Below are 16,600 nucleotides of genomic sequence, written 5' to 3'. Positions count from 1 at the left end.
GTTAATAATATGATTTATCGTTTTACGACGCGAAGCGTTTTCACTTCTTCTCCTTGTGTGATCACAACATTGTAAACACCGCTTGGGTATTGGTCTCCGATTGGTGAAGACTCTAAGTTATTAACGCCAAACTGTTGTTGATCAACCAATCGTCCAACCATATCGTAAACTTTGATGCTTACCGGTGAATCGCTTTCGCTCGTCACATCAATCAAGAAGTTGTTGGCAAACGGGTTTGGATAAGCTTTAACTTCAAATTCTGTTTCAACCATTCTTGTTTTGGCTGGGAACGGAACAATTAACTGACAATCCTTACCAGGATAATAGTTTCCGAACAACTGAACATCAACAAAGATGGAATAAGTTGCGCCAGGAGTTAAAGGCGATAATGCTTCAAAATCACTCAATCTGAAATTGTTAAACGTATGCTCCACAAATTGGTTGTATCCTAACTCTTCACTAACTAAAGTAAAACGATACATGCTGGTATAGTTGATTGTATTGGCATACAATATCGTACTCATAGTCGCTGGTGTGATTCCGTCTTCGTCACATGCAGCCATAAAAGCATCTGGCGCCAATGGCGTGGTTACCGTACATGGATCACCATAGGCTCCCCAAACTTCTTCACCGTCAATCAATACTTTTGCTCTTACCCTAACTACATAATCAGTATCGTAAAGCAGTGGTAATGCATTTGGCGCAGTACCAGCCATTATCATTGAGAAGTTATTGTAAAGTCTTTCAAACTCTTTAACAACACCAGGATTTGAGGCTAAGGCAACCTCAAATTGATAAGCCAATGCATAACTCACAGAATTACAAGCTATAGAAGAACTCATTGAAGTAGCGGTTGTACCACACTGAACCAATTTAGTGGTTGGCACTCCGGGAGTTGAGATTAAACAAGGTGCGCTGAAAGGTTGTTGCTCACCATTGATAACTGCTGCTACTATTACTGAATATTGAGTTCCATAAGCAATGATGTTAGTCATTCCCAAGTTGAAGTTTCTAAATGCTCTTGGTAAATCAACTGTTGTATTTGTAGACAAATTGGTTATTCTGAATAAATAAGTCACACTAAAAGGACCTGAATAGGTGGCTGCCGAAGCCGTGATGGTTGCTTTGGCTTTTGACAAAGTATTGCCACAGAAACTTGGCAGGATACTTGTCAGGGCTGGTGCACAACCTTCAGATAAAAATCCATCACAGTCATCATCGATACCATTGAAACAAACCTCAAATGCATTTGGATGAATAGCATTATTTGAATCATTACAATCAGTACTATTGGCAACATAACCGACAGGTTGGGTACAACTACTCGTACTGTTAGTAAGATCACCATAACCATCATTATCAAAATCTCGATACCAGGTAGCCATAGTTGTTACAGCTAAGGCAATGGCGCTATTACCACTTGGAGCTATAACAACATTAGATTCTGGAGCACCTGTTATTTCAATAGAAGTTACTCTCAAAATTTGACCGTTGTTAACAGATGTCACCGGTAAAGTGAATCCAACATATCCTCCTGGGTTTGACATATCTAAATTTATTGATGCCACAGGACCGTTATTAATCGTATAATATAACGTATTGAATGTGTTCGGTAAAAGTCCGTTTACATCAAAAAAGGCATCTTCAACACCACTACAAGGTGGTATCGGATCATAGAACTGAACGATGCTTGTGAAAGTTGGCAACGGATTAACCGTTACTGTGATTTGTTCTGTATCTGAGCAACCACTTGCATTCGTTACGGTTACAGTATAAGTAGTCGTAGTCGATGGTGATACGATAATCGCAGCAGTCGTTTGTACTGGTGCTGTATCCCAAGAATATGAAGTACTGCCACTCGCTGTTAAAGTAACGCTTCCACCTGCATAAAATGTAGTTGGACCGCTTGGTGTAATCGCTGCTGTAGGCGAAGGAGAAACTGTAATCGTAGCTTGTGAAGTTGAAGAACAACCGGCTGCATTGGTTACTGTTACGGTATAAGTTGTATCTGTTGTTGGAGATACTACAATAGCAGCTGTAGTTTGTACAGGAACAGTATTCCAGGAGTAAGAAGTTCCACCACTTGCTGTTAAAGTAGCTGATCCGCCTGAACAGATATTATTGTCATTTGCCGCTCCTGAAGCATCAGTTTCTGCAATGGCAGCTGTTGGCAATGCATTAACAGTTACCTGACGTTGGCTATTTGCCCAAGCTCCGGTAGCGCAAGTTGTAGGTGTTATATAACACGCAAAAGTAGTACTTTGAGTCAAAGCTGAAGGGCTAAAAGATTGGCCAGAACCTACTAAAGTCCATCCCACAGGAATAGTAGATCCTGTTGGTGCTGTTGTAAGTCCGTTGAAACTGTACCATTGATAAGTATATGTCCCAGTACTTCCAGTCGCATTTGAAACTGATACAGCACTTGGTGTTGCACCACTACAAATACTTTCTGTTGGAGCACTTGAAGTACATGGTGAAGCTGCAGTTCCACTATTTCTAGGGTTTGGAGTTCCTGTTGCAAATTCAAGACTGTTAGTGTTATTATCTACACATGGATTAGTTCTAATAATTGATAATGTAGCAGATGGCGCAGCTGTTCTGGTACCTTCAGCACAGTTTGCAGTAGTACCGAATCCAACGTAATCAACTATCGCTCCTACTGATGGACAAGCTCCGGTTATTGGTGTATTATTACTTACCAAGGCAACTTTACCAGTTGTAGCACTCATATTAACACCACTTGCACTTAAGTCTGCATCAACACCAGTTAGTAATGCACCTACTGCACCCCCTGAAGCTAATTGAACAAGAAAATATTTACCTGGTGCTATGGTTCCACTTGCTATAGTAGCAACTGCAAAGTTAGTAGTGCTCGTTGCTGAGGCATATTGAATCGAATATCCTGCTAAATTTACAGAAGAAGTAGTTGGATTAAACAATTCAACAAAATCATTTCTATGAGTGGCACCTGAATTTCCACCTCCACCATAAACCTGACTAATCACTACATGTGGACCAGGTGTTGGAACAACTAAATTAGCCACTGTTCCAACCACTAACGATGAAGCTACAGTAACCGTAGTTCCTGCTGATTCAGGGCTTGAACATCCGTTACCATCAACAAAGTGTACCGTGTAAGTTCCTGTTGAACTTACAGTAATATCTTGTGTAGTTGCAGTTGTTGACCAAACATTTCCGGTAGCTGAACTCGAAGATAAAGTAATACTTTCTCCTGCACATACTGTCACTGAACCACTTGGCGTAATTGTTGGTGCTGCCGGTAATGGATTAACAGTTACCGTTGTTGGCAATGAAGCTGCACTTGGACAACCATTAACAGTTACCGTAACCGTATAACTTCCTGAAGCGGAAACTGTAATACTTGGAGTAGTCTCTGTGGTTGACCATGTATTTCCGGTTGCTGAACTAGAGGTTAAAACAACACTTCCGCCAGCACAAAAAGTAGTAGCACTTCCTGCTGAAATGGTTGGCGTAGCCGGAGTTCCCTCAACGTGTACACTTACTGCATTTGAAGCAAGCGTTTGTGTCCCATTGGTTTGAGCACAACTATTGTCTGTAGCATATCCCACACAGAAATAATAACGCGTTCCTATTTCTGCTGAAGTAGACAACGGTGTATAAGTAGCACTAGTAGCTCCTGAAATTAAGGTAGCTGTTGAAACTAAATTAGAATTCGTAGCATTATAATACCATTGGTAAGATAATGTTGGTGTTCCTGTTGTTCCTGCCAATGTAATGTTGGCTGTTAATTGATTAGAAGCATTTCCTTGACATACTATTTGAGCAGCTGTCGGCGTTATATTTGTTGCATCCGGACAACTAGGTGCCGCCAACGAAATCCACTGAGCATACAAAACTGTATCTGCTGTCATCGTTATGCTTGAACCCGGGTTGTAATCAGTTCCTAAACCATCAGCTTGTGTGTTCCAGGTAGTGAAACTGAACCCTGGGTTAACTACTGAACCAATGCCAAGTACCGTTGCGCTTGTATTGTAGTTGTATGGACTATTAGGATCCGTTTGTGTTCCTGTTCCACCATTGCTGTCATAAGTTAGGGAATAACTATTGATATTCCATTGTGCAAACAAAGTGGTATTGGCAAGAATTGTAAAAGTGTCATTAGGAGCATAAGAAGTTCCGCTTCCATTAGCTACTGTATTCCATCCTGCAAAGGTATAACCTGTTTTTGCCATTGAACCCGCACCTAGCACCGTTACCGTTGAACCCGTTACATAAGGGCTATTCGGGTCAGATTGTGAACCGGTACCTGTATTATTATCATAAGTTACGGTATAAGTTGTAACAATCCATTGGGCAAATAAGGTTGTGTTTCCTGAAATAGTAAAAGTGACATTTGGAGCATAAGATGTACCGCTTCCATTGGCTGCTGTATTCCAACCTGTAAATGTAAAGCCTGTTCTGGTAATAGAACCAAGTCCTAAAACCGTTACCGTTGACCCTGAAACATAAGGACTGCTTGGATCTGTTTGTGAACCTGTCCCGCCATTGGCATCATAAGTTACAGTATAAGATGGTAATTTTGGTACAATCTCACCTGTACTTAATATCATAGTACCACTGGTATGGCCTTGGAACGTAATCGCATCTAGTTGAGCAACGGTCAAACCACTTGCTGAAGTACCAACAAATATTTTACTTGCGGTTCCTGAAGCTCCTGCTGTTCCTGTCCAACCGGTAATTGTGATTGTTTTTGATGGTGTCCAAGAAACGCCATTACTAGCCGCAAATCTCAAAGAGTGTGCATTAGCACCTAATGCAATCGTTGATGATTCTGTTAAACCTAAAGTTGATGAGCTGGTAAGCGTTGTGCTTGCAGCTATATTTGTAGTACCAAGTGTACCTCCATTCAAGACAACCGGCGAAGCAAAAGTAGCCGTGGTATTTGAAGGATTCAATCTTAATTCTCCTGCTGTAACTGTTGTAGTTCCTGTATAGGTATTACCCGGATTGGTTAAAATTAACACTCCCGCACCTGAACCGCCTTTGGTTAAAGGATTAGAAGCACCCCCACTAATTAGTGAGCCTATGGTTATATTCCCTGTACCATCAATATTAATATTGTTATTTGTAGTATTACCCAATACAACTCCTATTGCTTGAGTTGTTGTTTGTGCTATTGTCATCCCTACTGAACTGTTGTTTCTTAAAATAACATTAGGCATACCATTTACCACAACTCCATTCAATATTAGGTCATTTGATGTTCCTGTAGAACTATTGGTAATCGTTTTGGCCAATGTGGCACTACTTGCAAATTCAATTGCTCCAATGGTTCTATTGGCTAAAGAAATACCATTCATATTCATCCCAATTGTGGTATTGGTCCCAACACCAGCAAATTGAGCGGTAGTGGTTGAAGATGGTAAAGTTGTTGGATTCCAATTCCCAGGAGTCAACCATGTACCTGATGAAGCAGCATTCCATACAATTGCCGAGGCATTAGCCAGCGTAATTGTGATATTGCTACTCGCTGCAGAAGATGTCAAACCTGATGCTGTTGCCGTAAGGGTAAATGTCCCGGGTGCGTCAAACTGAACACCGCTGAAAGTAGCTGTACCACCCACAGCTGCAATAACATTTCCTGATAAATTGGCTGAACCGCTTACTGTTCCTTTTACTAAAGTTACCGTTCCTGTATATTCTGTATCGATAGAATTATCAGGTCTTTGGGCTACTACAGTAAAAGAAGCTAAATTATTTAAGGATGAACCTGATGTTGGTGGGGTTACCCCAAAAGCCAATTTTGAAGCAACCTGTAAAGTAGTAAAAGATTGTAAACTACTATAGGCATAAGTTGAACCATCATAAACATAAGCTCTGAAATGATATAAAGTATTTGGTGTTAATCCTGTCAGTGGAGTTGAATAAGCTCCTCCTGAGCCTAAAGGAGTTACAGGTACATTAGTAACCAAGGCATCTCCAACCTGTGGATCAGTATCGTCACCATCTTTTGAGTAAACAAATCCTTTAGCCGTTGTATTAGGACAAATGCCAAAAGTAGCGTCTCCATTTAATGTAGCAGTTGTATTTACAACACTTGTAGCTCCGATTGATGTCACAGACTGTACCACCGGAGAAACTCCTGTGCCTGTTAATGAACTGGTTGTCCCTAAAGTACTTGTATCATAATAAACTGATATGGTTGCAGTTCTTGCCCCAAAATTAGTAGGGGTAAAAGTAACATCATAAGTAGCAGTGCCACCAGATCCGTTTATAGTATTAGAAGACAAATTAGTTACGACGAACTCGGGATTATCTGAACTAACCACTACATTGGATGCTAATGATCCGTTATTAGTAATCGTATAAGTTTTAGTGGGTGTTGAACTGTTAAGACAAATTGTCCCATGAGCTGTATTTCCTGTAACAACTAAAGTAGGCACGCCGGCTGAATTTATTGTAAATGTCTGTGTATTTGAAACACTCGCTGCGCCTGTTGTTGTAACGCCAATGCTAGCGCTTCCCGCACTTGCAATATCCGTATTCGGAATTGTAGCAGTTAATTCTGTCGCACTGACAAAAGTTGTAGTTCTATTGGCACCATTCCAAGTAACAGTAGATAAACCGTTAATAAAATTAGTCCCATTTACCGTTAAAGCAAAACCGGCACCTCCGGCTGTAGCTGAACTAGGTGTAATTGAAGTTGTCGTTGGAGTTGGATTTGGAACTCCTGTTATACTAATAGCTGTTATTTGAGATGTACCAGCAGCAGCAACAGCTGAAGCTGAACCAGATTGCGTATTAGAAGTCATAATCCAACGTAATGATACTGAAGTTTGATTTTCACAGGCAGCCGGCAAAGTAACATTATTGACTGAAACCGTACAAGCAGTACTGGTAATAGCATAAGTTATAGATGCATCTACCCATCCTGCTCCTAAATTATATTGAACTTTGAAATCTCTAGGACCGGTCCCTGATGAACGGGTTGTATTTGTCAACTTAATGGTTGTATAACCAACGGTATTTATACTTGCAGCCTGCCAATATTTGGTTCCACTACCAGCGTCCCAACCACTAGCTGAAAAACTTTTAGTACAAGTTGCAGAATTCACAGTGACAGTTGGACCTCCAACCGCCGTAAATTGTCTTGTATTATTAATTGCTATACCAGTTGTTGCAGTGGCACTAGATCCATCCCAACCTACAAGAGTAGTTTGCCCAAATCCTTGTCCGGGTAAAAGCAACATTAACAAAGCAAAACTTAAAAACGAAAGCAACGATGGCTTTCTAAAAAGTAAAATATTTTTCATATAAAAAAGTTTAAAGCAGTAACAAATCTAAACAATAAAAGTGTTTTGAAAACAAAAAAAGATTAACTAATTGTTAACCAATTACAAACCGTTCGTTAGTCGATTTTTTTTGTAGTTTATCGGCATTACATCGATTGAGTTAATAACCACAAGTAAGAATATGCTTCCAAAAATGAAGTTGGGAAATTTTGCTATCCTTTTTTTAAAATTAGGCTTAAAACACTACGGAAAACCATAAAAAAATCCCCACCGTTAGGCAGGGATTAATTTTCATAAGTTAAATAATCATTATCTTTTTACCACACGAAGTGTCTTCACCTGCTCATCCTGAGTAATGATTACATTGTAAACACCACTTGGGTATTGTGATCCTATTGGTAAATTCTCCAGATTTGTCACTTCATTCGTTTGCTGGTCAACCAATCTGCCAATCATATCATAGACTTTAATACTGACCGGTGAATTACTTTCAGTCGCTACATTAATCAGGAAGGTATTGGCAAATGGATTCGGATAAGCCTTAACTTCAAATGGCGAGTCAAGCCATCTTGTTTTGGCAGAGAACGGCACTATTATTTGACAATCCTTTCCTGGATAATAGTTGCCAAAAATCATGGCGTCTACTGTAATCGAATAGGTTTCTCCCTGAACCAAAGGTGTTATCGCATCAAAGTCACTCAATCTGAAAGTATTAAACGAATGCTCAATAGACTCATTGTAATCAAGCGCTTCATTATACAATGTAAATCTATACATCGTTGTATATGGAATATGACCCGCATACAATACTGTAGTCAAACTCGCCGGCTCAATGCCGTCTTCATCACAGGCAACCATGAATGCTTCCGGTGCATTTGGAGTGGTAACCGTACATGGATCACCATAGGCTCCAAAAACTTCTTCGCCATCAATCAATACTTTTGCTTTTACCCTAACTATATAATTTGTATTATAAAGCAATGGCACATTAGATGGAGCATTCGTAATCAACTGCATTGAAAAGTTATTATAGAGTCTGAAAAACTCTTTAACAACACCAGGATTTGACGCCAGTGCTACTTCAAACTGATACCCTACAACATTAGGCACAGAATTACACGGGATAGCTGAAGTCATTGATGTTGGTGTTATTCCACATTGAACTAGTTTGGTTGTTGGAACACCTGGTGTTGAGATGATACATGGAGCGCTGAAAGGTTGTTGCTCACCATTCACAACTGCGGCTACCATCACGGAGTACTGACTATCATAAGCAAGAATACTTGTCATCCCTAAATTAAAGTTTCTGAAAGCTCTTGGCAAATCAACTGTAACTTGTGGTGTTGCAGATAAATTGGTTATTCTGAATAAATAAGTCACTGCAAACGGGCCTGAATAAGATGCAATTGAAGCTGTAATAGTTGATCTTGCTTTTAATAAAGTACTGCCATTGAAACTAGGTATTATATTAGTAAATGCCGGTGAGCAACCGTTATAAAGAGAGCCATCACAATCATCATCAACCCCATTGAAACAGATTTCTGCTGCTCCCGGATAGACCGAATCACTTGAATCATCACAATCTGTATTATCGGCGACATAGCCAAACGGTTGTGTACAATAACTGGTTGTACTATTCGGATTACCATAACCATCACCATCGGAATCTAAATACCAAGTAACATTGGCTATTACTGAATTGCTGATGCTGTTGCTGCTTGCCAAGTTAGTAGTCAAACAAGTGCCACCGGATACCGTAATATCAACAGTCACTGCTTGTCCGTTTGTCAAACTTGTTGTTGCGTAGATATTAGAAGCACTCGATTGAACACTATTTCCATCCACTTTAAAATCGTATGTTACTGTTCCGCCTGCGATGTTTCCGGCTGTAGCCGTAAACGTAACATTAGTGCCTTCACAAAATGAATTATCTCCATCATCACTTGCCAAAGAAACTGTTGGCGTTGAATTTGCTGTTACAGTTACATCTACAGAAGCACTTGTTGCTGATATTCCATTCCCGTCTAAAACGGTTACACTATAAGAATTAGGACCACCCGGCGTAGCCGTATTGGCGGTTACTGCAGCAATAGTGTTGCTTCCCGAAATTAAACCAGTCCAAGAATAGGCAAAAGGTGTATCTCCTGTTGTATCTGCGGTTAAGATTGTATTAGCATTTTGACATACAGTAACATTTCCTCCTAATATTGCTACCGTTGGATTTGCAGCTGTAATCCCGGTGAATGCTGTAGTCTGTCCTGCCGTAACCGTCTCACTAGTTGTGGTTAAGGTATTACTCCCTAATGCACCATATTTTTCCCAAGGGTTTGTACTTTGGTTAAATGTTCCTTGCAATCGTGCCGCTGAAATATCTGTTTCTGAAACCGAAACATCAGCATTGACATAAGTTGCAGAAGAAGAAGCTGCACCCGTATTTATACCAGATTGTGTTACACTCCAATATCTATTTAAAAAATGTGTTACGCTGTTATTACTTGGATGTTTGGCATTAGTAACTCTTACTCCTAAATAAGCATTGGTATAAGAAGTGCCGGTTACTGTTAAAGTAATTGGAGAATATTCTGTAGTACCATTATTGTCTCCAACGGGAAAGGTAAAAGCACCATTGGCTGTAAATCGTTTTCTCAATTCACCTGTTCCTGATGCAATAACCATTTTGGAAGACGAGGCTGATGAAATAGCAATATTACCGACAGTTGCATTGAAATTACCAATATTCAGATTTCCTAAAGTCATAGTCAGCGTCGTAGTAACAACTGTACTCTGAGCCAACGAAACCACATTCGTAGTATTCGTTCCTCCGGTATTATTGATAATAAGATTATTTACTGTTGCCGGCAAGCCTGTGGTAGATTGATTAGCCGTTCCATTAAATTCATAAGAAGCAGTTGCAGGCAAAGTAACTGCAGATTTAGTACCAATAGGCGCGAAAGAACATGAGGTTCCAAAAACACCATTGATATTAGGCGTTCGTAAAGTCCCGGAGGCACCTAAAGCAAACGTAGTTAAACCATTACCACCGGCATTAGACAAAGTAACCTGACTGGTACTGACAGCACTAAATATTACCGTCCCGGTAGCATTTAAGGTTGTACTAATATTGTTTGAGGGATTATTTGCCACTTGCAATGTACCGTTAATCTGTAGGGTACCGGCTATAGTGGTTGTAGTGTTGTTTGCAAAAATTGCATTTTGGCCACTTAGAATAACCCAAATATGTGCCGTATTTGCAAAGTCACCTGCGACCGCATTTGAGCCTGCACCTCCGCCACTAGAATCGGTATTCCAACTCGTAACCACATTTGCTGTAGCTACATTAGCGTTCTTCAGATAAAAAGTAGTTGCAAAGCCTGAAGTGCTAAAAAATAATAAAGCAATTATAAGTACTCTATTATACATTTTCAAAAAGGGTAAAATTGTTCTCATTGTAGGTATTTTTAAACGTTAATATTCTTTTGGGCAAAATATTCTTGAAATCAATGTCAATCTAGATTACTATAAATATCTTATTGATAAATAATTACAATTCAAAAATATATAGAACTTTTATTGAGAACTAATTTCTCCTTGCATCAGCTAAAAAAATCGTCAAAAAGGGTAAATGGTTGATTTTTTTTGTATTTTTTTCCAAATACGAGTAGTACATTCTGCTTTTCAACAATCCAAAAACAAAAAAATCCCGACCAAATGGCCGGGATTTTAATTTTCAAAACTGAACTTTTATCTTTTCACTACACGAAGTGTTTTTACCGTTTCGTCTTGTGTGATTACTACATTGTAAACACCGCTTGGGTATTGGTCTCCGATTGGCGAAGACTCTAAGTTGTTAACGCCAAACTGTTGTTGATCAACCAATCGTCCAACCATATCGTAAACTTTGATGCTTACCGGTGAATCGCTTTCGCTCGTCACATCAATCAAGAAGTTGTTGGCAAACGGGTTTGGATAAGCTTTAACTTCAAATTCTGTTTCAACCATTCTTGTTTTGGCTGGGAACGGAACAATTAACTGACAATCTTTACCAGGATAATAGTTACCAAACAACTGAACATCAACAAAGATGGAATAAGTTGCGCCAGGAGTTAAAGGCGATAATGCTTCAAAATCACTCAATCTGAAATTGTTAAACGTATGCTCCACAAATTGGTTGTATCCTAACTCTTCACTAACTAAAGTAAAACGATACATGCTGGTATAGTTGATTGTATTGGCATACAATATCGTACTCATAGTTGCTGGTGTGATTCCGTCTTCGTCACATGCAGCCATAAAAGCATCTGGCGCCAATGGCGTGGTTACCGTACATGGATCACCATAGGCTCCCCAAACTTCTTCACCGTCAATCAATACTTTTGCTCTTACCCTAACTACATAATCAGTATCGTAAAGTAGTGGTAATGCATTTGGCGCAGTACCAGCCATTATCATTGAGAAGTTATTGTAAAGTCTTTCAAACTCCTTAACAACGCCAGGATTTGAGGCTAAGGAAACCTCAAATTGATAAGCTAATGCATAACTCACAGAATTACAAGCTATAGAAGAACTCATTGAAGTAGCGGTTGTACCACACTGAACCAATTTAGTGGTTGGCACTCCGGGAGTTGAGATTAAACAAGGTGCGCTGAAAGGTTGTTGCTCACCATTGATAACTGCAGCTACTATTACTGAATATTGAGTTCCATAAGCAATGATGTTAGTCATTCCCAAGTTGAAATTTCTAAATGCTCTTGGTAAATCAACTGTTGTATTTGTAGACAAATTGGTTATTCTGAATAAATAAGTCACACTAAAAGGACCTGAATAGGTGGCTGCCGAAGCCGTGATGGTTGCTTTGGCTTTTGACAAAGTATTGCCACAGAAACTTGGCAGGATACTTGTCAGGGCTGGTGCACAACCTTCAGATAAAAATCCATCACAGTCATCATCGATACCATTGAAACAAACCTCAAATGCATTTGGATGAATAGCATTATTTGAATCATTACAATCAGTACTATTGGCAACATAACCGACAGGTTGGGTACAACTACTCGTGCTGTTATTAAGATCACCATAACCATCGTTATCAAAATCTCGATACCAAGCTAGGTTTGTACTAACTGTCACTACTCTATCAGCAGTAGTAGGACCATTACATCCAAAAGCAAAAGCTGTTATCGTGGCTTCCCCTGTAAAAGCAGGATCCCAATCCATTACACCGGTTACATCATTAATCACTCCGGCTTCTTCCGGTTCTACAGCATAAAAGATTCCTCCTGTAGCATTAGTTGCAGTAGCCGTATAAGTCCCGTTCGCAGCATTTTGACATATCGCAGTTGCACCTGCAGTAAAACTAGGCGTCCCAACAGAAGGTAAAACGTCAACGATTCGATTAAAAGTTGTTGGTCCGTTACAACCTGCTGCACTGGCTGTTATGGTGGCCTGACCTGTAAAATTGGCATTCCAATTCATCAAACCGGATGTTGGATTAATTGTTCCTGCTCCAACCGGCGAAACGCTATAAGTAATACCGGTGCTATTTGAAGCTATTGCAGTGTAAGTCTCATCAGGTGCATCCTGACAAAGTGAAGTTGAGCCCGTCGTAAAACTTGGTGTACCCACTGAAGGATTTACAGTTATGTTTCCTGAAGAAGAACTGGTCGCAGGTGTTGGTGCAGTACCACAACCTGTATAACTAACTACACAATAATAGGTATTGGTTCCGGCAGTAGCACTTGGTGGTGTAAAACTAGATGATGTTGCACCTCCTAATAGAATATTCCCTGGGTTACTATACCATTGATATCCTAAATTAGCGCCATAGGCAGTAACTGAAAGTGCTGTAGTTGCTGCATTCTGACAAACTGTTTGTGTATCAGTCGAAGGCTGCACAAATATTTTAGGGTAATTTACATTTAAGTTATTAAAGAAAACATCTCTTGTGCTTCCGTCACCGGCGTTGTTGTTAAAGAATTCTATTTGTGAAGGAACTGAACCTCCTGCAACACTTGCAAAAGTTCTACCTGTCAAAACAGTGGTAACACCCGAGCGGGTGATTGAAATGCTATAGGTATTTGATCCTGTGTAAGCAAAAGTAACATTGCTCAATCCGGTAGAAGTATAATTAACTCCAGTATCATTTGTTGCTGAATCCGCAATGGAATACTGTGCTACTCCCTGCAAAAAGCGGAACTCTGTCAAAACATTATTACTGGCATTTTTTAATCGAACACCAACTTTACTTCCTACATTATCTACGCCTCCATTATCAAAAGCAAAGCTTACGGTATTTCCTGAAGACAATGGCACCAAAAATGGTCTGCTGGCAGTTACAGAACCTCCATTATTGGCATAAATCCCCCAAGCAGTTCCTATGTCAGAACTTCCGTTAAAAGTACCACCGCTACCACTTACTGAGTAAGCCCAAGGACCAAAGCCCAAACCTTGATTTCCTCCGTTGGTTATTGTATAATTTGCCGTATCACTTGGCAATCCTCCAAAAGTAATTGGTCCCGAAGTATCACTTGGTACTGAAGTTGGTGCACAACCGCCTCCGACTACACAATAGTAATATAACGTTGCTCCTCCTGAAAAAGTTGGAGTATAACTGGCTGAAACAGCACCACTAATTAATGTACCACCAGAGTTGCTGTCATTTAGATTGCTATACCATTGGTATGTAAGCGCTGATCCTACAGCAGTAACCGAAAGCGCTGTTGCTGACCCACCAAGACAAATAGACTGAGGTGTTTTGGAAGGATTACCCGTAACTGCTGTTGCAGGTGTAATTGGAATGCTGGTATTTTGACCTCCGGCACTTGAACAATTCTGAGCTGAAGTCACCACACAATTCAAAACAACTGATCCACTTGCATTAGCCGTGAAAGTAATTTGCTGAATGTTGGTTGCGCTTGTTATCGTTCCACCGGTAATTGACCAAGCATAACTGCCACCGGCGCTAACCGGAACTGACGCTAGATTTCCTGTAGAACTTCCACAAACAAAACCTGGAGCCGTGATAGTTTGAGATGGAATCGCATTGATGGTTACCGAAGTATTTTGTCCTCCGGCACTAGGGCATCCGTTAGCCGTTACCACACAATTCAAAGTCACTGACCCTGAAGCACCGGCAGTAAAGGTAATTTGTTGAATATTGGCTGCACTGGTAATGGTTCCACCGCCTATCGTCCATGCATAAGTTGCACCAACACCTGCATTCGGAACAGAAGCAAGATTTCCTGTTGAATTGGCACAAGTGCTTGCAGGCGCTGTAATGGTTTGTGATGGTGTCGTATTAATTGTCAATGTGCTTAATCCTGAAGTTGCTGTATTACCACCACAACCAGTGCCAATAACATAAAACTGAGCGCCATTATCTGCAACTGTTAGTCCAGACATTGATAAAGTTGCCGTAGTTGCGCCGCTGTAAGTAACACCACTAATTGTAGTGTTAGTCAACAATATATCCGGTGAACCTACTCTGTACCAAGCAAAAGAACTTACTCCTGCCGGTGATGAAACTATCGATGCCGTTCCTTGTGCCGTACAGGCATTAGTTGTCGGTGGAACACTGATGGTTGGATTTGAAACTACGGTTAAAGTCCCTGAAGCTGATGTAAGTCCGCTACAAGGTGCTGTTCCGGTAATCAAACATTGGTAAACATAACCATTCATAGCACCAGTTGTTGCCACTGTAGTAAAAGTATTGGTCGTAAAACCTGATCCGTCAGCAGCTGTACAATCAACAAAGCCACTCCCTGTATTTACCTGCCATTTATATCCTAAACCTGTACCTGTTGCAGCAACAGAGAAAACAGCACTATTGCCCTGACAAGCTGAGCCATTGGTCACATTAGTCGTAATAGCCACAGCAGTATTAACAGTCATTGTGATTGCACTTGAAGTTGTGCTTTGTGCAGTCAATCCTGAAGTTCCGACATCTTGTGTAACCTGACAGGTTATTTGATCCGTATTTACAAAATCAGTTCCTGCTACTCCAGTATACGTTACTCCTGTTGCCCCCGAAATAGCATTGCCATTTTTCTTCCAAATGTATGTTGGTGTTGTTCCACCATTGGTTGGTGTTGCTGTGAAAGTTACTGAAGTACCTGAACAAACCGGATTGGCTCCGCTTGTGATTCCGATGCTGATTCCCGGAGCTTGAACCGGGATAACGTCTGTATAAGTTGAGCTAAAACGGAACTCATCTAAATCAATCCCTGATCCGCCGCCACCTTCGATTCTAAATTTGTCAAAACAAGTACTCCCCGACAAGCCTGCGTTCAAATACTCACAATATCCCGCTGCCGTACCTATCTGTCCATCAGTAAGAGTATTATTCAAAGCCGGATCAACCCACATTCTGATTGACCATGTCGAACCCGAACCTGCACTAATCTTTACCACAATTAAACGAGTGGTTCCATCAATTGCCACACCGGTATTGTTACCGTTATTAATATTGTTTCCTATTTGAAAACCCCAATTAACATTCCCAGAACCATTTCTTTTTCCAATTATTAATTGCTCAGTACCGGCTTGTGTTCCTGCGTCACAGGCAGCCAAGTTTGAACTAAACAAAGAAACACCAGCATATCCGTTCATATTGGAACCGCCTTTTTGGCGAACTAAAAAACTAATGTAGTAGGTATTATTTCCACAACCCTGACCTAAATAAGAGGTGATTTTTCTGAAGTTATTTTGACCTCCTGTCCCTGTGGATGGAAAAGTGGTACCCAAAGTACTCAAAGCCAATGAGTTTTTACTATAAGCCATCGTCCCGTTAAAAATATCCAACCCCGTATTGGTGTTAAACCAATTGGTAGAACCTGAAGTACACCATCCTGATCCACCATTCTTAGCATTCAGGGCAGCAGTTCCGGCGGCATAATTAAATTGTTCTATTGTTTGGGAAAAACTTTTCTTAGAAGAAAAAGTAATTAAGACCAACATTAATAACCACGCCTTAAAAAAACCAGGCGATTTTAATTTGCAAAGTTGGCTTGAAGATTGAACAAGTAATTTTTTTTCCATAATAGATTATTTTAGTTAAAATTAAGACCATTGCTTAAATCAGGAAGAAACCAATTTAATCATCATATAAGGTTAGGCTGATGATTAGTTTAGCGTAAATGTAGATTGTGGGTCGATAAAACTATAAAATTATGTTAACTAAATTACAAAACGAAATTTTACTACACAAACGAAAACGTTTTCGTGTTAATAAATTATTGATTTTTAGTTAATATAATAGAAGCTGTACAATTTTTTGGTAGTAAAATTACGAGATTGAAAATTCAACAATACTTAAAACGCAATTAAAAACC

The 16,600-nt window shown here is 40.0% G+C and carries 3 protein-coding genes; all 3 read right to left on the bottom strand.

Annotated features, from left to right (window positions below; genetic code table 11):
- Positions 1–14: 14 nt before the first annotated feature.
- Positions 15–7,295: an InlB B-repeat-containing protein gene (locus tag P1K33_RS05035; RefSeq protein WP_284651798.1), complete on the bottom strand. Its 7,281-nt coding sequence runs from the start codon at positions 7,293–7,295 to the stop codon at positions 15–17.
- A 288-nt stretch (positions 7,296–7,583) separates the two neighbouring features.
- Entirely contained in the window at positions 7,584–10,721 is a 3,138-nt protein-coding gene (locus P1K33_RS05030; protein ID WP_284651797.1) for a T9SS type A sorting domain-containing protein, read from the bottom strand.
- Between the two features lie 294 nt (positions 10,722–11,015).
- Positions 11,016–16,307 carry a T9SS type A sorting domain-containing protein gene (locus P1K33_RS05025; protein WP_284651796.1) on the bottom strand — a complete coding sequence of 1,764 codons (5,292 nt, stop codon included), beginning with the start codon at positions 16,305–16,307 and terminating at the stop codon, positions 11,016–11,018.
- Positions 16,308–16,600 lie beyond the last annotated feature (293 nt).

Origin of the sequence: Flavobacterium terrisoli (assembly GCF_030167905.1) — a bacterium.
Classification (GTDB): Bacteria; Bacteroidota; Bacteroidia; order Flavobacteriales; family Flavobacteriaceae; genus Flavobacterium; species Flavobacterium terrisoli.
This window is presented reverse-complemented; position numbering and strand designations above follow the sequence as displayed.

What these genes read in the sequence shown, in the direction of transcription:
- P1K33_RS05035 (WP_284651798.1), bottom strand. Translation starts at nt 7,295, where the DNA reads ATGAAAAATATTTTACTTTTTAGAAAGCCATCGTTGCTTTCGTTTTTA.
- P1K33_RS05030 (WP_284651797.1), bottom strand. Translation starts at nt 10,721, where the DNA reads ATGAGAACAATTTTACCCTTTTTGAAAATGTATAATAGAGTACTTATA.
- P1K33_RS05025 (WP_284651796.1), bottom strand. Translation starts at nt 16,307, where the DNA reads ATGGAAAAAAAATTACTTGTTCAATCTTCAAGCCAACTTTGCAAATTA.